Consider the following 21601-nt stretch of genomic DNA (forward strand, 5'->3'; position numbering starts at 1 on the left):
TTTTAAAAATCTTTTTTCCTATATTTATGTACTCTGACCTGCTTATTTCCTAATAATGAGCAAAAGTAGCTCTCCAATACTGTCGCGCTATTAGGCACACTAGTGCACACGAAAGGAGGGCACATGTCTACGCGGTCTTCATACCCCTCACAGTCTGCTCAGGCTTCACGGTCTGCTCAGGCTATGCGATCTACCAGTGCACAGCAGTATGGTCCTGCTCAGGTTCCACTGCCGGCTCGCCCTTTGGCGCGTGCGCTCTTGTTAGCGCTGCAGTCGTGGCCGGGTATTACCAATGACGAGTGTGCTACGGGATGGGCGGGTGCTCTCCGGTCTGTCTGTACACGACCAGCGCTTATCGCTGTTACTGGCGATGGTTTTGGAGTAACTCCCCCTACGAATGGTTCCAAGACGCGTCCTCCGGTTGTGGTAGTAGCCCAGTATCTGCAGAAGCATCTTGTGCGGGAATTGGCTGCACAACAACCTACTGAGGTCGTTTCTGGCTATCGCGGCGATACCCCTGTCATGTCCCCGGCGTCGTCTTTATCGGCGCAGTGCATTCCGGCGGCAACGTTTAAAGCTGGTGTGTATGGCTTGTGGCAGTCAGGCGGTAAGAGCGCATTGTCGCCACGGCAACGTGTGGGGGAGTGGCCGGATCTTGTGGTGCAGGTGGGGATAGCGCCGCCGCTTCCGCAGGATTACCCGGTTCCGCTTGTCCTCGCCCCTGTTGACTGGTCGGATCCAGAGATAGCTGCTCATACTTTGGCTTTGCGGTGTGCACGCGAACTATCCACGGAGAGAAGTGTTCTTCTTGCGATGAATGCGGCAGCAGGAAGTGGTTTCCAAACAGAAACATTGGAACTGATGTTGCGGAGGACAAATGGGTAGTGATGCGTGGGTACAAACGTGTACTCAAGTGGAAAAAGATTACCGCAAGAAACGCGATGAGAATCTCAGTGTTCAGCGGGTGCAGGTGCGAACTGCGATTGATCGGTGGATTCAGGAGGCACTGCCATCCGAGAATCAGCCGATGGAGCAGTGGAAGGAGCGCGCCTACGACACTATTCCGCTATTGCAGCTGGGTATTAGGGATAGTGTTCCGCCACGGTTGCGGAATGCTATAGCCCAGGATCTTGTGCGGGCTGTTGATGATGTCTCCCGCAGTCAGCAGGACATGGTGAAAAGTGTTCCTAACATTGCGCTTGATGTTGTGGCCCCAGCAGTCCTGTCGCTTGCGGCGGGTCTTGGTGTGGTACGCGGCGTTGTTCTTGTCTTGGACTATTCCGGGGTGAATGTGCATGGTTCCTGGTGGATCCTGGCAGCTGTTGTTGTGGGATTCATGTTTATGGGAATTGTGGCTATGCTGCGGTACCGGCAACACCAGGAAAAAATACGGAATCTGCTGGTGAGCGGAATCCGTGGTGATATGAATCGGCGTGTGGAAGAGCTTATGGCGCACTGGTTTTTCGCCAGTATCCCCTTTGACGAGCTACGGAGTCAGGGGTTTCCAGCTGACCGGGTTGTTCCGCGTCGTGTCGCGCTTATCCTCAAGCAGAATCAGCAACCACAATCTTCTAGTCCGGCAGCTCCTAGCCCGGCAGCTTCTAACCCAGTTTCGTGTAGTCCAGCTTCGTGTAGTTCTGTCGAAGAATCTCATGAAGAGGTAGCTGAGCCAGTGGAAGGGAACCTTTTATGAGTCCAGTGGTTTTCGTTAAGTCCCCAGTTAATTTCCCATCAAGTACAAGTTTCATCAGTGGCCCCGCCCGTGTGCGGCGGCTAATAGCAGCAGTATTTCCCAACAGAAAGTAGAGCGGAGAGCGTCATGACCGATTTCGAGATTCCTTTTGACCCATGGCTTGGGTCTGCCTTTGTCGTCACCGATGCGATGGGAAACGAGTGGGTTCCTATCCCCATGAACGCCCCCATCGATCCGCAAACCGGCGAATATATTACCGATGAAGCGGTGTGTTGGGACTATGACAACGAGTATGAGCCAGATATCACATTCTTCAATCCGGGTGAGATGACGACTGGTCCTACGCAAACTGTAGGAGTAGGACTTATTGATCCAACGGGGGAGGTAGGTGTTACCTCGTATGCCTCTAATGGGGACGAAATTATACGTCCCATTACCCATGGGGATATCGATGCATTACGTCCGGGTGAAATGTATATGGAACTTGGGAAGCTTTGTTTTGCCATAGAGATAGATGAAAACCACTGCGCAACCCTGGGTTATGAAGATGGCATGCTTGTCTTCAGCGATGAGGACGCGGATGGCATTGTGGACCACCTGCAAAACATTTGTTTTGACGGAACTAATCAGCGTTGGCAGCTTCCGTACCCTCCGACGCTAGATGCGTAGAGTATCGATTAAGTAGCGTTTGACGTGCTTTTTATAGGAATACCTAACTGCACTTATATGAAGCCGTCACGAAAATATGTATTTTAAATCACATTGAGGGGGGAATGTTACCTCCAAATCACTCAAGGAAGATGTGCTCTCATCGTCATTCGTTACTAACATGGAACATGACATCAATTACTTGTAGGAGTGACAGATGACTGCAAAGACCATTCCAGGTTTCGAGGGAACCATCCCCACTGAGAATGAAAAAATCATTGACTTCGTCGCCCAGTGGGCCGAGGTTATGACCCCCGACCATGTCGTTTTCTGCGACGGATCCCAGGAAGAATGGGACCGTCTAACCAAACAACTCGTTGACGGTGGCACTTTCACCCAGCTGAACCCCGAGAAGAAGCCGAACTCCTTCCTGGCTCTCTCCGATCCTGCTGACGTTGCTCGTGTTGAATCCCGCACCTTCATCTGCTCTGAGACCGAAGATGGCGCTGGCCCCACCAACCACTGGGCTGAGCCCAATGCAATGCGTAAAGAAATGCTCGAGCACTACAAGGGCTGTATGAAGGGCCGTACCATGTACGTCATCCCCTTCTGCATGGGTCCCCTTGGTGCCGACGATCCTAAGCTCGGTATTGAAATCTCTGACTCCGCTTACGTCGTTGTCTCCATGCGTATCATGACTCGCATGGGTGAAGCTGCTCTTGCCAAGATCGGCAAAGACGGCGAATTCGTTCGTGGCGTCCACTCCGTTGGCGCACCTCTCGCCCCCGGCCAGAAAGACGTCGCCTGGCCCTGCAACGAGACCAAGTACATCACCCACTTCCCCGAGACCCGCGAAATCTGGTCCTTCGGCTCCGGTTACGGCGGAAACGCCCTCCTCGGCAAGAAGTGCTACGCCCTCCGTATCGCCTCTGTCATGGCTCGTGACGAAGGCTGGATGGCTGAGCACATGCTCATCCTGAAGCTCACCTCCCCCGAAGGCAAGGCCTACTACATCTGCGCCGCCTTCCCGTCTGCATGTGGCAAGACCAACCTCGCCATGCTGCAGCCGACCATCCCCGGCTGGAAGGCTGAGGTCGTTGGCGATGACATTTCCTGGATGCGCTTCGGTGAAGATGGCCGCCTCTACGCCGTCAACCCCGAGAACGGCTTCTTCGGTGTTGCCCCCGGCACCAACTACGACTCCAACCCGAACGCCATGCGTTCCATGGAGCCCGGCAACTGCATCTTCACCAACGTTGCCCTCACCGATGACGGCGACGTCTGGTGGGAAGACATGAGCGAGCCGCCGGCACACCTCACCGACTGGCACGGCAACGACTGGACCCCTGCTTCCGACGTTACCGCCGCTCACCCGAACTCCCGCTACACTGTGCCGATTACCCAGTGCCCAGTTACCGCTGCAGAGTTCAACGACCCCAAGGGCGTTCCGGTTTCCGCCATGCTCTTCGGTGGCCGTCGCCCCGACACCGTTCCGCTGGTTTCCGAAGCATACAGCTGGAACCACGGCGTTTACATTGGCGCCACCCTCTCCTCCGGCCAGACCGCTGCTGCTGAGGGCAAGGTTGGCTCCATCCGCCGCGACCCCATGGCCATGATCCCCTTCATCGGCTACAACGTTGGCGACTACCTCCAGCACTGGATTGACATGGGAGAAAAGGGCGGCGACAAGATGCCCAAGATCTTCTACGTCAACTGGTTCCGCAAGAATGACGATGGCAAGTTCCTCTGGCCAGGATTCGGCGACAACAGCCGTGTCCTCAAGTGGATCGTTGACCGTCTTGAAGGCCGCGTCGAAGCTGACAACACCATCGTCGGCCAGACCGCCCGCGTTGAGGATCTCGACCTCACCGGCCTCGAAGGCTACACTGAGGATGACGTTAAGGCTGCCCTCGCTGTTCACAAGGCTGACTGGGAGCGCGAGCTTCCCGACCTCGATGCCTGGTTCAAGAAACTCGGCCCGAAGGTTCCGCAGGAAGTTCTCGACGAGTACGAGGCTCTCAAGCAGCGTATTGCCGACGCCAAGAACTAGTTACATGTGTTGAGTCTCTAGGGTTTACCCCTGAGAACGATACATAGTAAGAAAATAGTGCCCTCCACTACTGATGTAGTGGAGGGCACTATCGCTACAATATAGGCGCTACAGTACAGACGGTTGTACCGCTCATAAGGAGAATATCGTGCGCTCACAGAGCATCGGCAGTACAAGCATCGCTGCCGCTCTCACTGTCACACTTATATCCGGGTTTTTCTTTGCCCCCACCACTCCTGCTTCTGCCGCAGAAACCCTTGAACCACCCCTCATCATTGAGGACCCCGTTACCGCTGCCCAAGCTGGATACCCGAGCGCCACAGAAATTGCGCAGCGTGAACGAGAACGCCATGAGCACCCAGAAAAACCCGATGATGGTAAGAACCACAATGGTAAGAAGCATTCAGATATTCCGAATGCTATCCACCGCCTGAAAGGGCTCATTTTCCCCGACCGTCTCTTCCATCGGGATCTCTCCAAATTCGATCCCCTTCACATCGTCTATCTCCCTCCTCGTGCGGGAAAAGAACTTATCCCTAAACCTGTCAAAGTAGCGCGTCAAAGTATCTCGCGTGCGCATATCACTCTTACTCTGGGACCCCATACCAGTGCCCCTATTATCAGATCTCGAGATGCACAAGTTGTGGGCAAACCACTTGTTGGAGTTGGGGCTGCTAATAGTGTTTCCCGCGATGCTGGTATTTGGAGCTCCGATCTAGGAATTACCTGGAGTACTGGTGATGGCCGTACCCTTATCGCATTCGGTGATAACTATGGTCCTGGGCACTTTGGTCCCTTCAGCCGTTTCCGCGGGTCGGCTTTAGCGTGGGCAGATACTCGTAATCCCTACAATGTTCGCACCACCAAATTCTTTACTGGTTTTGAAAATAAGGCCGAAGAAATTGTTGATTGTGGACATGGTAAACACAATGAACTATCGAAGATTCCCACCGCGGCACTGTCCATCAACGGAGTTCAGTATATTGACTTCATGTCTGTCCGTAGTTGGGGAAATCCGGGGCAGTGGGTAACTAACTTCTCCCATATCTATAAGTCCTACGACTATGGCACTACCTGGCTTCCCACCAGTATTCACCGGACGAACAAGGACGGCTTTAAGAACTTCCAAATGGGTGCTTTTGTGAAGTACGGGAAGTATGTCTACGAATTCGGTACCCCTAGTGGCCGCATGGGGGACGGTTATATTTCCCGTGTCCGCATTGAGGATTTTGAGGATCTAGACTCCTGGGAATACTGGGATGGAGAGGACTGGGTCCAGGGGGATCCGTCTGCAGCATATCCTGTTATCCCTGGTAGAGCATCCGAAATGTCTGTGCAATGGAATCCTCGTATTAAGCGTTTCATGTTGCTTACTCTTGGCAGTGGGGACAACATTTATCTGCGGTACTCGAAGGACCTTATTAACTGGACTAATCGGTACACTCTTATTCCGAGCCAGGGGGGCAAAACTCTATAACCCCTACTTCCTTCCCAATCAGAGTGGATACACTGTTTTCTTCACGATCTCCTCGTGGGTGCCGTACCAAGTGTCAACAATAAAAGCGACGCTCCCTAACGTCAGGAAAGTGGAAAAGCTACCTTACATCTACACTCCGGAAGATATTCGACAGAAAGCGTCGAAGTACTTCCCGCACGCTTTCCCGCCGCCACACCCTGCCAGTATTAACTAACGGGCGCACTGGCTGCCCAGTGCGTTATAGTGTTCTGCTGCTGTTGGCGTGTTTACGGTCTTTGATAATAAGCCAGAACATGGCCACATAGCTCACCACGATCAGCAGAAGCCAGATAACGTGGGCGGTAAAAGCTAGTGACCACTCCCAATGCGTTGGCGCATAACTGTGGCTTACAGTGCCGGGTACTCGGTAAAGAGTAAGGTCCGGTGCCGTCACCAGTGGTTCCAAACCGCGTAGCGCATTGCGGAATTCAAAAGTGTCTGGGACTGCGGGCGCAACAGTGTGCTCAATAAGTACCCAGCGCACTCCCAGAGCAGCTAGGGTTTCTGCTGGCGCGCCCTCTAAAAGAGCCTGGTTAACCTGGTCTGCACGCGTTTCTTCATGGGCAGGCGAGGGCGGTGACGTCGTTGACGTAGATGAGGGAGACGAAACAGGTGTAACTGGCGTAATGGGTGAAGCCTGCGGAGCAGAGGAATTGTCCTGCTCCTGCGTATCGTCTGACGGGTTAGTCTTTTCCTCGGTGGAGTAGTCTGCCTCTAGCGGGCGCGCATTACTTGTTAAAACCTCAACGGGAACAAGATAAGGTGCGGGATCGTGTACTGGGCGGTTGTTGCCGCCCTCAAAAATACGTGTATGCCCACTGGGGAGCACCATCATGTCGCCGTCACTATCGTGGACTGCTTTGAGGATCTCATTCCAGGACGAAGAGTAGGAAACGGGCTGCAGATGCTGTCCGGTTGCGATGGGTGCGTCCGGTAGCAGAAGAATAATGAGGACGCACAGTAATGCTGTGGTGGTGCGGGCATCAATGCGCTTCCCGAAGAGGGTGTGCCGGTAGCTGAATTCGTAGATGGCGCGGGCGCAGGAACTTACCAGGACCGCATAGATGGGCATAATAAGCGCCATCCATTTGTGGGCGTCGCGGAAAAGTTCCGTCCCCGGAATATGTTCTGCAAGCCACTCGGCGGCGTGCAGGCCAACGGGGTAGGAGAAGAATGTGATAATTAGGAGTCCTAGAATGCCGGCCCCCACCCACATATATACCAGGTGGCGTGTCTTGGATCTGCGGAAACGCCATATTCCAATGCTGAGTAGTACAAGCTGGATAACAAGCGCAATAAAAACAAAAAACGTGGAGCGGCTGGCGGGGACAGCATCCGCATTCCAGATACCGCCCAGTCCCAGGAGAGAAAAGAAGGTACTGAGGGACCCTAGGGGCCCCTCTCCGCGAGCGGCATAGGTAGGAATATCGGCGCTGCTCGCAAACGAGGCGGAACCATACTTTACGACATGCAAAATAGTGGGGTAGAGCCAGGGGAGAATAACGAGTAGATCGATCCCCAGTATGGTAAGGAGTCACTGCCAATACTTTAGCGGGGTGGAGGTGTGGTCAATGGCTAGGCGTAGTTCAGAAACATCAATGGGACGTTTCGGAAGCCCCACTGAAAGTAGGGCAAAGAGGATGCCCATAATGGCTCCAGTGGGGGTAAACCCGGCTAGTGCCATTGATGCGGTTAATGCGGCCCAGGCAGTGAGGCGTGTGTAGTGGCCGGTGGACATCACCATTGTTCCGGTAAGGGCTATCCAGGGGAGCGCACCGTAACACAAAAGAAGTGACCAGTGTCCTTGCAGGAGACGCTCTACCACGAAGGGGTTCCAGATGCCGAAGGTGGCGGCCGCAAGTCCCTGGGTGAGGGCTTGGCCACGTGTGGCGGGGAAAAGAAAATACCACCCCAATCCGGCGGCGCCTAAACCTGCGAAGATAAGAGCGAGGAAGAGAAGAATTTTTACTGCCAGGCCGCCATCCATGAAGTGGGAAACGATAGCAATAAACGTGTCTTGGGGAACTGAGCATGACAGGGTATCGCCAATTCCCAGTGCGGAGGGAGTGATGTAGGAGTGCGGTGTGGATACTCCGCCACGCGTCAGCAGGTATCCGTTTGTGAAAAGTGGCCAGAGGAGTGCTGAGGTAATAGCAATACACCACAGTGTGACCCAACCCAGGGCACCATTAACGGAGCGTAGTGCTCTTTGCGACATGTCGTACCGTAGTATTCCTTATGCTTCAGTATTCCTGCTTTACCTGCTTCATTCCTATGCTTCGGGCGGAACAATAAGGACTGGGCGGTGCCCGTGTTTCAACACGCGATCCGCCACGGAGGGGTGCATGAGTTCCTGGAATCCAGTACGGCCATGCGTGCCAGTGACAATAAGATCAGCATCAAGTTCGTCAGCAGCCTTGGTGATGGCATTCCACACGCTGGTGGTGTATTCCACCAGGTAACTTTCAGTATGGGTAATGCCGTTTTCCCGGGCGAGTTTTTCGCCTTCAAAGGCGAAATTCCGGGCGTCTGTAAGGCCGGGATCCTCCACCATTTTTTCGGAGTCCCAATCCGGCTGGACTAAACCACCCATACTGGAAGCACGCGTGGCCTGCATCTGTACAGCCTGCCAGGCGGTGAGGAGGATGACGCGTTCCTCGTGAATGAATGTGGAGACAATGGATACTGCTCGTTTTGCCTGGCGGGAACCATCATAGGCAATAAGAACAACACGGTCTGTGGCAGTCATGAAGGGTCTCCTTTACGAGAATCGTCCGGAACTGTCTAAGCCCGATTCTATAGAAAATATGTGAACCCTAGTTGAAACCCATCGCTGTAAGCAGCCGAACACTCTTATTGTCGGGGAGGGCACACGTATGCCGTGCGAGGTTGAGGAAAGAGGGAGATTCCGTCTGCGACGATGCGGAAAGTTTTCCTTCAAGATGAAAATCTTGGTGAGATTGCGCCTGGTCAGATGCTAGTTTTCCGGCTGAATTGTAGCTATTGAGTAGTGTATCAGCAGCTTTTTTCTGCTCTTCTGGTTTCAGTGCGTTGAAGTGCTCGCAGGTGATGTTGACGCTATCGGGAATGTTTTTTGTTGCAGCATTAGTAGAGGAGGACGGGGCATCATCATGGTGCGTACACCCGGTGAGGCCGACGCCACAGATAGTGGCAATGCAGATAGCTGCCGTACAAATGGCCGCAGTGTAGATATGCGCAGTGTAGATGTTTGCAGTACGAGTGCTGACGGTGCCAGTTCTTATGCGGCGGCGGGAAGAGCGTAGTAACCGAAGCGAGGTTTTTCCAAAACGCATAGTTTTACTGTAGTGACACAGGCGCTTTTTCGGATGTTTTTTTGATGGTACGGGGCGTATTGGTAAGCCGAGAGAAGGGCCGTACAGCAAGTAGGGCAATGATAGTCAGGAGACTCCACAGAGTGTAGGACTCTCCAAAAAAGTGCTGGATGGGGGTCCAGGATAGTTCCTTATCGCCATTCATCGGGAGGAACCTTAACGGGTCAGTGAAAAGAATAAGCGCACCGAGGCCGGTAAGCGTCCACCATACCCACTGGGTAGAGGAAGTGGGGATTTTCTTCCATGCCCACACACCCAACAGAATGACAAGCGGCACAATCCATGTCCAGTGATGGTCCCAGGAAATGGGGGAGCAGAGGTTAGCAGCAATACCGTTCAGCATAAGAGCAGCGAAATACTGTTGGGCTTTCACAAGCTGCCACACAATAACAGCGATGAGTAATCCCACAATAAGAGCAACAATAAACCACACTGTGCTGCGGGAGGAATCATGCAGCCCGAAGCGGGCAAGCGCCCCGTTAATAGACTGGTTTCTGCAGTAGTGGTAAGCACCAATGCGTTCACTATCTCGAATAATCTTCGTCCAGTACAACCGTGTTGTACTAGGCATAACAAGAAGCGCAAAAAGGTTGTACACCAGGAAAGAACCGAGTGTCATTCCCACAGATTTCCAGTCGCGGCGGCAGACAAAATACAGGAGGAACACCATGGGGGTGAGCTTGATGGAGATGGTCAACCCCACCAGCATTCCCGTCCACCAGCGACGGCGAGATGTACAGCAGTCAATAGTGACCAGCATCATCAGCAGAAGATTGATCTGCCCAAAAAGAAAAGTGAAGCGAACTGGCGCAGTAAACAGGGCCACAATAATGGCGACCCACAGAAAAACATTGTGCCAGGGCTTATCCTCAACCATCACACCATAGCTGCGGACAGCTGTAAAAGTGTAGCGCGCCACCACATACAGAGCGAGAAGAGAAACCAAACTAAACAGAATGGAACTGAGCTGGTACGGGAGAATAGCGAAGGGTACAAAGACCAACAGTGCTACTGGCGGATATGTAAAAGGCAGGCTAGTGCCATGGTGCAGAAGAGGAATTTTGCCGTAGATATAGCCACCGTTGAGGAAGAAACGAGTACCGGTCCAGTAGACGTCGAAGTCAATATGGTAGCCGGGGTTCTCCGCGTTGAAGGGGAAGAACACCACCATGGCCGCGGCAATAAGAATAAGCTGGAATGCAGCTAATGCATACTTACCGTTCTGGCTTAACCGTTGTGCGGGCTGCATTCTGCTCAATCCTATCTGTGTATATGGACTAGCTGCACTTATTACTGGAATGACACAATAGCGATTGTGAAATTAAGTATGAACCTGCGGCCCGAACATGGGAAGACGTAGCACGGCCACAGAAACGTGAATGGAGCCGATGACGGGAATCGAACCCGCGTATTCAGCTTGGGAAGCTGATGTTCTACCATTGAACTACATCGGCAGAGAAGTGCTTCCCCCAGACTAGCAGCCTCTACTATTCTTCCGGAAACTACATTATGACCACTTTAGTAAATTCCGCCTTTTCACAAAGCTATTGTTGGCCACAGCGTCTTTAATATTCTGCAGATAGGTTAGGCTAGGAACGTGCTTCTTTCAGACGTAGATTTGTGCGCAGTTATCAGCTCGGGCGACCTCTCCCTCGAGCCCTACGATGCAGCCCTCATACAACCCTCCAGCATTGATGTACGGCTCGACGGACTCTTCCGCGTTTTCAACTCCACCCGCTACACCCACATCGATCCGGCGGTTCCCCAACCCGACCTCACAACGCTGGTAGAAGTTACTGAAGGAGACTCCTTCATTCTGCACCCTGGCGAATTCGTTCTGGGTTCCACTAAAGAAATCGTCAGCCTCAGCGATAAGCTGGCCGGTCGGCTGGAGGGGAAGAGTTCCCTTGGTCGCCTGGGCCTTATGACGCACTCCACTGCAGGGTTCATTGACCCCGGCTTCTCTGGGCACATCACCCTGGAACTCTCCAATGTTTCCAACCTGCCCATTAAGCTCTACCCCAACATGAAGGTAGGGCAATTGTGCGTATTCCGTTTAAGTTCACCCTCCACACATCCCTATGGTTCCTCCGTACTGGGGTCGAAATATCAGGGGCAGCGCGGCCCCACCCCGTCACAAGCATGGAAGAATTTTAGCGTCGATGAGGAAGGCTCCGTCACGCCGCTATAGAAGTGCAGCGGTAGAAGCATGGCAGTGTTTCTGGTGCTGTTTCCGGCACTGTTTTCCGTTCTTCTGTAACAATTTTATTGTGTGGCACATACATAGGGCGAAGGTATCCGCAACCGTAAGGTTCCGATCGTAGACTAGACATATGAGTGACACGCTAACAGAGGAATGGTTTAGAGCTGCTTATCAGCAGTCCTACCAGCCTGTCGTGGCATATTTGCGCCGCCGTATCCCCAGCAATGATGTTGAGGATTTACTGTCCGTAATTATGACGCGAGTCTGGCAAACCCGAGACACTATTCCGCCGCATCTCCACGAAGATCCACTACCGTGGTTTTTCGGAGTTGCCCACAACGTTGTCAATGAGTACTTTCGTACGTCTGCGCGGCGTCTGGACCATGAAACTATCATGGATCCCAGCAGTGTCGCGCACGGTGCCAGTGCTATTGACGTCGCTGAGGGGGTGGCGGAGGGCTCCCGGGTTAAAGCAGCCCTAGATTTATTATCCGATTCTGATCGGGACGTTCTTCTCCTTGCCGCGTGGGAAGGCCTCACTACTGTGGAGCTGGCATCCGCATTGCAGGTAACTCCGGCCGCCGCCCGTGTCCGTCTCCATCGTGCCCGTACTCGGTTCGCGGAAGCACTACACACTGTGGAGGAGCAATAATTATGTTTCACCCGAAGAAACACCATGCGCCACTTCGCTTCCGTCCCCTTCACGAAGCGGATCCAGAAACGTGGCGTCGCCTAATCGCAGCTAACCCTATCCCTTCTGAAACTGTTACTGAGGGTGCCCTCGAGCAGCCCAATATGGAGCTTCTTGACGATATTATCGCCGGTCGTACCTCTGTTAACCTTGCCGGCGCTGATCTTGACGGCGCCAGTGCGGGTTCCGATGCTAGTGCACAGGGTAATTCAGAAGATGAGTTTGTTGGCGAGCCCATTGGTATTCACCAGGGCGCTCTAAATCTTGGCAAGAACAGTGCCTATGCACTGGGGCATCAGGATAGTGGGCTTGCTGGTGTTGCACAGCCGCCTACTTCTGTGGATACGTCCAGTGCTGGCTCTAGCTCCATGACGGTTGAGGCACCTGAGGTGCAGCGCGTGCTGGACGATGAAGCCAACGCACCAGACGCCGCAACATCGCACCACATTATTATCAGTATGGCTGCTGAGCGTGAAAAGCGGGATAGCCGACGTCGCGTCCGTGGCGGTTTCTACGGTGGCATTGCGGCCGCCGCGGCTGCTGTGGCGGTACTTGTTGGGGTGGGGCAGGTTGTGCCCGATACTCCAACGTTGCCGCGTGCAGAAGCGCAAACAATGCTGCGTAACGCTGGTGCGGAAGCCCGGCATGATGCCGTCAACGTGCAGAAACTCCCGGACCAGACCTTACTGTTGCACCGGCGTCAGGTGGTTCGTCACTTTAATAAAGACGGCATTATCTATAACGTCACCACTAATCAGCGCACCATTATGGATGCCAGTAGTGTGGAGATGCAGGTCTCTGATGGGGAACTGGCTTTTGATAGCCAAGAAGCCCAGAAGAAGTGGGAAAAAGCTGGCAGCCCAAAGCTTTTCGGTATGGGACGCGGTTACACTAAGCGTGGCGTTCAGCAGGTAGACATTGCTGGCACCACTATTAACGTGGCTGCATTGTCCTCTTGGCCGAAGGACCCGGACGGGTTGGAGGGTGTTCTCTCCCAAGCTATTCCGGATGTACAGCCGTCCCGCGCGGCGCTCCTCCTGCTCACTGTTCCAGGCTTGGACGGACCCCTCTACCATGGGCTTTACCAGGTTATTGCCCGGGACGCGGGAAGTAGTGTTGTGAGTACCCCCAAGACACTATCCGGCCTTGTTCCCGACGATGCTGTTACGGTGAAGTTCGCCCCGAATAAAGTATCGACAACCCCCGCTACTCTCACGTTCAACCGGAAGAGTGGCCAAGTGTATGCGGTGCAGGGCGCTACCCCGGAAGATACGTTAGTGCTGGTACGTGCTACTGGTTTCCTTAACTGTGTAGACACGGAAGGCCCCAGCGGCCCCTCCGAGATTTACCTGGGGTGCGCTACCGGCGCATTCCGCCTAACAGAAATCTCTTGGCAAGATTGGGGTAAGCAGGTTGCTACCGGCAATGGTATTGCGGTGATTAATGACTGCAACCCGTCTTGCGCGGAAGGGAAGAACCATCGCGTCCCCGTTGTTGTTAAACTCTCTGACCTGCAGCAATGTGGGTATGGTGTGCAGGTGTACACCAAACTGGAGGCCACTTTCCCCAAGGGTACGAAGGGACTTGCGCCAGAAACTGTGCATGAGTCCTTCCCCTGCCCCATGGATAAAGTGCATAACTGATGGGCGTGGATAGCGTAGTGCTCATAGCTAGAGCCGCCATATAGATAAGGGCTACATAGAGAGAGGCCCTAAAGGGGGATCCCGGGAAGCGTCATACTTCCCGGGATCCCCTCTTTTTGCACTATTTTTGAACTATTCTTGCATCCATTCTTAGTGCACACGACATGCGGAAGTGCAGAGTTATTGGACGGCTGAAAGCGAGGGTGGCTGCTGGCTAGAAGTCCCAGTCGTCATCAGTGGTGTTTTCCACCTCGCCCACAATGTAGGTGGAGCCGGAGCCGGAGAAGAAGTCGTGGTTTTCCATGTTGTCGGAGGCAATGTAGCCCATCACGCCTGCGTCTACGTGGCATACGTCTTTCGGGTAGAGAGGTTCGTAGCCAAGGTATTTCAGGGTGGTGTTGGCGTTGAAATGGCTGTAGGAGATGGCCAGTTCGGACCACTCGACCTCGTCGTAAAGCTCGTGGAGGAAGGCTTCCTCTGTAGCGGTGAGTTCAAGGAGGTAGTCGAATGTCATCTCCTTGTAGCGTGCTCGTTCTTCGGCGGAGACGCGTTCCAGCATCTTTTGGTACTTGTAGCCGGTGTAGTAGCAGTGGACGCGCTCGTCGCGGAAGATGAGGCCCAGGAGGTCGGCAGTGTTGGGGAGTTTGTTGCGGGAGCCCATGTAGAAGGGGGTGAAGAAGCCAGTGTAAAAGAGGTATCCCTCTAGCATGGTGCCGGCAATTTTGCGTTTGATGGGGTCGATGTCGGTGTAGAAGTTCATCTGGATGCGGGCCAGGTTCTGCACCAGCTCATTATTTTCAGTCCACTCGAAGATAGCGTCGTTTTCTTCCTTGGAGCAGAGGGTAGAGAAGATGGAGGAGTAGGACTTAGCGTGTACGGACTCCATGAACACAATGTTGGAGTAGACGGCTTCCTCGTGGGGGGTGAGGGCATCGCCCACCATGGCGGTGGCACCTACGGTGGACTGGATGGTGTCCAGAAGGGTGAGCATGCCGTAGGTGTTCTGCATGACCTTCTTCTCCGCTTCGGGGAGATTATTGTAGGACTTTACATCGTTGGAGAGTGGTACTTTTTCGGGGAGCCAGAAGTTTTCGGTGAGTTTATCCCATACTTCTTTGTCTTTGGGGTCTTCGATGTTGTTCCAGTCGATGGGCCTGGCTTTGACGGTGTCGAGAATGTGGTCGGCTTTGTGTCCGGCAGCAATTTGGGCCGGAGTGAGTACCTCAAATGTCATGTCGCGTGTGTCCTTTGATTGTGCTCATACGATACTTTCTATCGTACAAGGCGGGGGGAATGTTGTGCGGATCACTGAAAATATAATAAGGGTTACCTCATAAATGGGAGTATGGGGGAGGTATATGGCAATAAAAAATGCAAAATTGGCAGATGTAGTGCTTTTCACAAACCCTTGACAATTGACCATTAATAGAAATTTTTATTGACGTTATAAAAATTCCTCATGTGAACAAATCAGACAGCTTTTTCACCATATTGCGAATTCTTGCAGTTCAGAGCGGTTACATGAAAAAAGAGTGAATTATGAAGAAAGAATGAGCAACAAACTCTATAATGGCGATCCTTTTGGATAATAGACCAAAAATAGGGTTTGCGTGGGCAAGATCTCATTTTTCCTGCTAGATGACGTGCAATAGCAGGGACATGTTGTCTCTACCTACGTAAAATCAATGGCATGTCAACTTCAACGATCACCAAGAAGGCTTTGGCCCTCGCTGCTGCCGTAGGCATGAGCCTCGGCTTGTCCCCGCTCACAGTAGCCACTGCCTCAGCCGCTACCGTAAACAAGACCATTAAGTCCAGCTGCCGTACCAACGGTGCCCCCATGAACTTCAACCAGACTCGTGGCAAGACCGACACCATGACGGTTACCGCCCCCGATTCCGTGAAGGCCGGCCAGGAGTACGAGGTACGCGTCGACTACAAGCCGGAGATGATCCCCGGTAAGGAATCTATCGCAGTTATTAAGAGTGCTGAGAACGTCGTTATGCGTCTCACCATTGATGATCCTGCCTCCTTCGTTACCGCCAGCCTTGAGGGCTCGGGTGCTCGCCTCATCGGCACCCCGAAGATCTCCCTCGTTGGTGGTAAGACCCTCGTGATGTCCGGCTTCGACGTTGATGTCAACGGCAAGGACGCTCACTGGGCCGTTCCTACCATCGTTATGAAGATGAAGGCCGCTAAGTCCGGCAAGATTGGCACTGTCCACCCCGCCGTGGAAGGTGCTGCTGGTCAGTTCAACAACCCCGAGAACTTCGTCACCATGAAGAACGTTGTTGATACCCAGGTTATTGGTACCCAGCACATTCAGCTGCACTGCCAGGCTCTCTCCGGTAAGGGCACTCTCCTCGCTGTTAACGCTGCCGGCGGTGCCGGTGGCCCTGCCAAGGCTAACGATAAGAAGGCCAGCAAGGACAAGAAGAAGAGCGATAAGAAGAAGGACGCCAAGAAGGGCAACAAGAAGGACGCCAAGAAGGGCGATAAGTCCGCAGCTCGCTCCACTGACGCTTCCGGCATGGAGGTTCTCGATGAGGATCCCTACAAGGAGGAGGACAGTAAGGACGGTCTCTCCGGCGGTGCTATCACCGGCATCGTTATTGCCTGCCTCGTTGTAGCTGGCGGCATTGGCTACGGCATCTACGCTGGTGTCAATAAGAAGAAGAAGGGTGGCAAAGGCAAAGACAATAAGGCCGACAACAAAGCCTAAATGATTGCCTCTGACACTTCCTTATAATTTGTCACTTTCCCCACGTGGGCTACCGAGATTCATGTAATCTCGGTAGCCCACTTTTTATGTCGTTATCTTCCCCGCCTGTTCCCCCATAGCTCAGTAGTACTCAGTAGCGCTCAGTAGTACCTAGTAGCGCTCACAGTGCGAGAGCATTAACCACGATAGGTGGACAGGAAATTCCCTAAACGCTCAATGGCTTCTTTCAACACTGGCACCTCCGGCAGCATCACAATACGCATGTGGTCGGGAGTGGGGTAGTTGAATGCGGTACCCTGCGTCATAAGAATGTGCTCATTCTCCAGGAGAGATAGCGCAAACTTTTCATCATCGGCAATGGGGTAGAGGTCGGGATCGAACCGTGGGAACGCGTACAGGGATCCCTTGGGCGGCATAACAGAAACACCGGGAATAGCGTTCAGAGTATCCACAGTAGTTTGGCGTTGTTCGTACAGGCGCCCACCCGAGGTGGTTAACAGTTGAATATCCTGCTTACCCTCTAATGCCGCAACAATGGCGTACTGCCCCGGAACGTTGGAGCACAGGCGCATAGACGCAAGCAGATGGAAACCGGCAAGATAATCCTTGGCGTGGTCTTTCGGCCCGGTAATCACAACCCAGCCAGCGCGATAACCGCATGAACGATAGCCTTTAGAAAGCCCGTTAAACGTGAATACGAGCAGGTCAGGGGCTAGTGCCGCGATACTGTAGTGGGGTGCGTCAGTGTAGAGGATAAGGTCATAAATCTCGTCGGAGAAGATAAGAAGATCATGGCGCCGGGCAATGTCGGCAATACCCTCCAGAATCTCCTTCGAAAAAACTGCGCCAGTGGGGTTATTCGGGTCAATGATGACGATAGCTTTAGTTCTATCCGTAATCTTGGCCTCAATATCCTCCAAACTGGGGTTCCAGTCATTATCCTCATCCAGCAGGTAATGGACGGGGGTGCCGCCCGCAAAAGCAGTAGACGCCGTCCACAAAGGATAGTCGGGTGCCGGAATAAGAACTTCGTCGCCCGGATCGCACAGCGCCTGCAACGCCATAGTGATTAGCTCAGAAGCACCATTCCCCGTATAGACACTATTGATATCAATAGTGGGGAAACCAGGGATAGCGGCATAGCGGTTAATAATAGCCTGACGGGCTTGAACAGTGCCGTGCGAATCACTGTAACCGACGGCGGCGTCAAGCGTCTCCCCCATATAGTCGGTAACATTCCGGAGTGCTAGAAAACCAAACTTGCCGGGGTTACCGATATTGAGTTTAAGAATTTTAGTACCTTGAGATTCAAGGTCATTAGCGCGGTCTAGGACAGGGCCGCGGATGTCATACGTGACATTCTCCAGTTTTGTCGACTGGCAGAGGCGGCGAGGGCTCATTGTTATCTCTTCTGTTTACTATTCAAGGTCTTTATAAAAAGCAAGACTACACCCGTGGGGCGGAATGCCTTCTACTGGTTCATGCTGGTGAGAGATAGCTCATACGAAAAATATGAGGAATCTACGACAACGCGGAAAAGTCCTGCGGAGCAGAAACCCCCGGGCGAATAGCCACACCGGTAGGTGAAGCGGAAGCCGCTACAACGTCGCCGTTATCGTCATTGTCAGTGTTGTCATCATTAATATGGACGGGCTGCGCGGCCTGAGTAGCTTTCGCAACAATCGTTTTAGTGACAGCAACCATAGGGGGTAAAGCGGGAGGTATCTCATCTGCACGGGCCAACATACCCAGCAGTGCCAAACCTGGTACCTCCAGGTCAACCTCGCCGGGAGTACTAGCCTTACCGGCTGTGTCCCCTTGCTCGTCGTGCGGCAGGGCAGCATCTACGGCAGTGCCTAGAGCAGTATCTAGACCAGCGTCTAGAGTTGTGCCTAGGACAGCATCGCCAGTGGAAGCAGCACTGCCACTACCTGCTGCGGATTTACCCACGGAGGGTTTACCCTCCAACGGCTTACCCGTAGCGGGAGCAGACTCGCCGGCACGCTCAATGCGTTCCTTACGCTGCGCCAGCTTCTCCTTCTCCGCCTTCCGCTCTTTTTCTATCTGCTGCTCTTCAGCCTCATAGGTAGCCAAAGAACTCGGAAGTACTATGACCGGTTCAGGGCCAGGAGCCTGCGCAGTGGGGACACTATCACTACGCTCTATCAAGCCAAGCAGGGGAAGCCCCACAGTTTGCAGGGAAACCGTCAACGCGCCCGCATCAATAAGGGACGCATCGTCAATAACAGCCTCTTCCTCCAACTCGGCAAGAACATCGTCCACAGCCTCCTGCTCGGCGGCTGCTGCACGGTTTTCCTCCACTTCATTTTCATGCAGTGTAGCGGTGTAGTCCTTAACAGTTTCTGCTTCCTCAGCCGGTACGGACGCAGTATGGCTAAAACCATTAGCCTCCGCTGTAAGATCAATATCCCCCACCGGAATAGGAGCCAGTGGCTGCGGGAGCTTATCGCCACGGCGGATAGATTCCAGCAGAAGAATAGAAATATCTGCTACACGAGTATTCCCCGCCCGCGCCTTCACCAGCCGACTCTGCGACGTCGTCATGCGCTGCTTCACACCGTCAGACAACATGACCGCACAGAACGGGCAGGAGGTAGCAATAGTAGTGGCCTCCGTGCTGAGGGCTTCATCCACCCGCATGAGGTTAATGCGTGTACCGGGCTTCTCCTCCATCCAGAAGTGGGCCCCGCCCGCGCCACAACAGAAGGCCTGCTCACGAGTATGGTCCATCTCCGTCACCTGGGTACCAGTGGACTCCACCAATTCCCGCGGCTGACTATAGAAGTGATTATGACGCGCCAGATAGCAGGGATCATGGTAGGTGGTTATCCCCTCCACCGGGGTTGTGGGGATAAGACGATGCCGGTTCACCAGCTGGTTCAACACCACCGAATGGTGAATAACCGTGTAGGGGCGGGAATACTCATTACTAAGAGTGTTAAAACAGTGCGCGCAGGTAGCAATAATCTTCCGGTTAGGGCTATCGCCAAACACAGAATCCAGAAGCTCCATATTGCGGTTAGCCATCTCCTGGAAGAGGAATTCATTACCGGCGCGCCGGGCGGAATCCCCCGTACAGGCTTCCTGATTACCCAGGACACAGAATTTCACGCCCCCCAGGTGAAGAAGCAGGGCAGTGGCCTTGGTGGCTTCTTTAGCGCGATCCTCGTAGGCGCCGGCGCAGCCAACCCAGAAGATGTACTCCATTCCCTCGGCAGCGAAGTCATGCACATCCTTGCCCCAGACAGGAACACGCCACCCGGTCTCTTCCTCCAGCTCGTCGATCCAGGTTTCCCGGGCAGTGGGGGACTGGCCCCACGGGTTGCCTTTACTTTGGAGGTTCTTGAAGAGACTGGCGAGCTCCGGGGGATAATTGTCGGCGGCCAATACTTGGTGGCGGCGCATATCCTCAACATGGTCGACAATTTCAATGTCGAGTGGGCACTGGTCAACACAGGCACCGCACGTAGTACACGCCCATAGATCCTCTTCATCGAGGAGGCCAATACGCTCCGGGTGACGTTGAGCATCCGCATGGTGAGGGTTGATGCCCACCAGGGGGTGGGAGAGTCGTTCTAGTTCCGCACGCTGGTGGGCGCGTTTTTTCGCAGGTTTAGCGGGAAGAAGATCGACAAGCCGTGGGAAAGCATCGTCAGCAATACGGCCGGTGTCAGAATCAACAAGGCCTTCTTTACGGGCAGCCTGCAGGTAGGGGGCACTGTCCTGGGCAACGTCACGCAGCCCAGTAATAATGAGCTTCGGGTTAAGCGACTTTCCCGCATTCCACGCCGGGCACAGATCCTGGCAGCGACCGCATTCTGTACAGACAGAAAAATCGAGCCAGTCTTTCCACGTGAAGTCCTGAATACGCCCTGCACCCAGGAGATCCTTCTCCGGATCGATGTTGTCAAAGGTAAGGACAGTACCCCCACTCTGCATGGGGTGAATATCACGCAGCGCGGTGCGGCCGTCAGATTCACGTTTGAAGTAAATATTGAAGAACGCGCCCAGGCGATGCCACGCCACACCCCAGTTCAGGTTGACGCCAACCAACAGTAGCCACAGCATAGCGATAAGCAGTTTTACTGCCGCAAGAATGCACACCATAGTGGGGCTGGCGGGGAGAGACTGCGCAACCTTATAGGTGATCCAGTCAACGTGCGGGTCCCCGCCGCCTAAAGCGGGGTAGGTGGCAATTTGGCCGGCTTTAACCGCAAGCATGCCAAGGCCCTCAAGGATAACCACAGCATCCACAAAGTAGCCGGCTCCCATATTGGAGCGGTAGAAGCGTGACGAATGCCTATTTTTGCCCCGGTGGGGATTGTTATGGATACGGGTAAGAGTGAGGTAGAGGCCACCAATAACAGTGGTAATACCAATAAACTCAACCAGTCCGCGGAAGCCTCGCTGGTCATGGATACCAGGCCAACCGCCGGCCGGGTCAAACATTTGAATGTAGGCCTCAAGGAGAATGAAAGCCCCCACGATGAAGCCAACCATCACAAACCAGTGCGAAACAGCAACAGTGCGGCGTTTGCGAACAAGCCTGGTGTGGGCAAGGAACTCTTTAAGTAGGTTCCAGAGACGCCGCCAAGGGTGATCCGTGCGAGTATGGTCTGGCTGCCCCAGCTTTATCATTTCCACCAGGTTGACAATGCCGCGAATAAAGATTGCCCAGCAGACAAGACTCAAGAGGGTAGTGACGACCCCCACCGGAATGGTGATATTCCGGGGAGTAGCGGGGGCAGCTGCAAGCGTGAAGGGCGTATACGCGAGCGCAGAGAGATCGTCACTAATCATCTTTCTCATCATATACAGCAGTGCGCAGTGTCTAAAGTAAGCGCGGCCTGCACGTGATGCTTAAAAGAGCATCTAAAGACCTGCCCAGTGGTGGGCTGGTGGTCGCACTCGACTAGCACCAGCCCCACTGGGTGGGGTTTAGCGCCTTACCTAACGTTTTAGCGTCCGGTGCGTTTTAGCGACTGGTGCCGGGTATTTGCGTCCTGTGTTTAGCGTCCGGTGCCGTAGAGGGGATCATCAGGGTGACGGATAGGACCGCGG

At 53.7% G+C, this 21601-nt stretch carries 17 protein-coding genes and 1 tRNA gene; 9 read left to right on the forward strand and 9 right to left on the reverse strand.

Annotated elements, in window-relative coordinates:
* The first annotated feature begins 123 nt into the window (after window positions 1-123).
* From DI579_RS05725 to DI579_RS05745, 5 genes are all read left to right on the forward strand, one after another.
* Entirely contained in the window at window positions 124-885 is a 762-nt protein-coding gene (locus DI579_RS05725; protein ID WP_290598684.1) for a hypothetical protein, read from the forward strand.
* A complete protein-coding gene (locus DI579_RS05730) occupies window positions 878-1693 on the forward strand; it encodes a hypothetical protein (protein WP_290598683.1) in 816 nt (271 codons plus the stop codon). Before DI579_RS05725 ends, DI579_RS05730 begins: the two co-directional genes overlap by 8 nt.
* Before the next feature lie 126 nt (window positions 1694-1819).
* A complete protein-coding gene (locus DI579_RS05735) occupies window positions 1820-2362 on the forward strand; it encodes a hypothetical protein (RefSeq protein WP_290598681.1) in 543 nt (180 codons plus the stop codon).
* A 196-nt stretch (window positions 2363-2558) separates the two neighbouring features.
* Window positions 2559-4391: a phosphoenolpyruvate carboxykinase (GTP) gene (locus DI579_RS05740; protein ID WP_290598680.1), complete on the forward strand. Its 1833-nt coding sequence runs from the start codon at window positions 2559-2561 to the stop codon at window positions 4389-4391.
* A gap of 148 nt (window positions 4392-4539) precedes the next feature.
* A complete protein-coding gene (locus DI579_RS05745) occupies window positions 4540-5868 on the forward strand; it encodes a DUF4185 domain-containing protein (protein WP_290598679.1) in 1329 nt (442 codons plus the stop codon).
* Window positions 5869-6106: 238 nt separating this feature from the next.
* Here DI579_RS05745 and DI579_RS05750 read toward each other — a convergent pair whose 3' ends face one another.
* The 6 genes from DI579_RS05750 to DI579_RS05775 all read right to left on the reverse strand — a co-directional run bounded on the left by DI579_RS05750 (window position 6107) and on the right by DI579_RS05775 (window position 10714).
* Window positions 6107-7381 (reverse strand): hypothetical protein, encoded by a 1275-nt coding sequence (locus DI579_RS05750; RefSeq protein WP_290598678.1) that lies wholly within the window; start codon window positions 7379-7381, stop codon window positions 6107-6109.
* A 60-nt stretch (window positions 7382-7441) separates the two neighbouring features.
* Window positions 7442-8125 carry a hypothetical protein gene (locus tag DI579_RS05755; protein ID WP_290598677.1) on the reverse strand — a complete coding sequence of 228 codons (684 nt, stop codon included), beginning with the start codon at window positions 8123-8125 and terminating at the stop codon, window positions 7442-7444.
* Window positions 8126-8179: 54 nt separating this feature from the next.
* Window positions 8180-8656 carry a universal stress protein gene (locus tag DI579_RS05760; protein ID WP_303678907.1) on the reverse strand — a complete coding sequence of 159 codons (477 nt, stop codon included), beginning with the start codon at window positions 8654-8656 and terminating at the stop codon, window positions 8180-8182.
* 67 nt (window positions 8657-8723) lie between these two features.
* On the reverse strand, window positions 8724-9221 hold the full coding sequence (locus tag DI579_RS05765; protein WP_290598675.1) for a hypothetical protein: 498 nt from the start codon (window positions 9219-9221) through the stop codon (window positions 8724-8726).
* A gap of 4 nt (window positions 9222-9225) precedes the next feature.
* Window positions 9226-10509, reverse strand: a complete 1284-nt coding sequence (locus DI579_RS05770) for a glycosyltransferase 87 family protein (protein ID WP_303678908.1) — start codon at window positions 10507-10509, stop codon at window positions 9226-9228.
* A gap of 131 nt (window positions 10510-10640) precedes the next feature.
* A tRNA-Gly gene (locus DI579_RS05775) sits at window positions 10641-10714 on the reverse strand.
* Window positions 10715-10857: 143 nt separating this feature from the next.
* On the opposite strand from DI579_RS05775, the gene dcd reads away from it, so the two are divergent.
* The 3 genes from dcd to DI579_RS05790 all read left to right on the forward strand — a co-directional run bounded on the left by dcd (window position 10858) and on the right by DI579_RS05790 (window position 13797).
* Complete coding sequence (gene dcd / locus DI579_RS05780) at window positions 10858-11451, forward strand: dCTP deaminase (protein ID WP_290598673.1); 594 nt, start codon at window positions 10858-10860, stop codon at window positions 11449-11451.
* Window positions 11452-11593: 142 nt separating this feature from the next.
* Window positions 11594-12115 carry an RNA polymerase sigma factor gene (locus DI579_RS05785; protein ID WP_290598672.1) on the forward strand — a complete coding sequence of 174 codons (522 nt, stop codon included), beginning with the start codon at window positions 11594-11596 and terminating at the stop codon, window positions 12113-12115.
* A gap of 2 nt (window positions 12116-12117) precedes the next feature.
* Window positions 12118-13797, forward strand: a complete 1680-nt coding sequence (locus DI579_RS05790; protein WP_303678909.1) for a hypothetical protein — start codon at window positions 12118-12120, stop codon at window positions 13795-13797.
* A 214-nt stretch (window positions 13798-14011) separates the two neighbouring features.
* Here DI579_RS05790 and nrdF read toward each other — a convergent pair whose 3' ends face one another.
* Window positions 14012-15031: a class 1b ribonucleoside-diphosphate reductase subunit beta gene (gene nrdF / locus DI579_RS05795; protein WP_303678910.1), complete on the reverse strand. Its 1020-nt coding sequence runs from the start codon at window positions 15029-15031 to the stop codon at window positions 14012-14014.
* A 456-nt stretch (window positions 15032-15487) separates the two neighbouring features.
* On the opposite strand from nrdF, the gene DI579_RS05800 reads away from it, so the two are divergent.
* Entirely contained in the window at window positions 15488-16519 is a 1032-nt protein-coding gene (locus tag DI579_RS05800) for a hypothetical protein (RefSeq protein ID WP_303678911.1), read from the forward strand.
* A gap of 176 nt (window positions 16520-16695) precedes the next feature.
* Here DI579_RS05800 and DI579_RS05805 read toward each other — a convergent pair whose 3' ends face one another.
* Together DI579_RS05805 and DI579_RS05810 are read right to left on the reverse strand one after the other, a co-directional pair.
* Window positions 16696-17919 carry a pyridoxal phosphate-dependent aminotransferase gene (locus DI579_RS05805; protein WP_290598668.1) on the reverse strand — a complete coding sequence of 408 codons (1224 nt, stop codon included), beginning with the start codon at window positions 17917-17919 and terminating at the stop codon, window positions 16696-16698.
* Window positions 17920-18040: 121 nt separating this feature from the next.
* A complete protein-coding gene (locus DI579_RS05810; RefSeq protein WP_303678912.1) occupies window positions 18041-21340 on the reverse strand; it encodes a (Fe-S)-binding protein in 3300 nt (1099 codons plus the stop codon).
* Window positions 21341-21601: the final 261 nt, after the last annotated feature.

Origin of the sequence: Lawsonella clevelandensis (genome assembly GCF_003241315.1) — a bacterium.
In the GTDB taxonomy this organism is placed as follows: domain Bacteria; phylum Actinomycetota; class Actinomycetes; order Mycobacteriales; family Mycobacteriaceae; genus Lawsonella; species Lawsonella clevelandensis_A.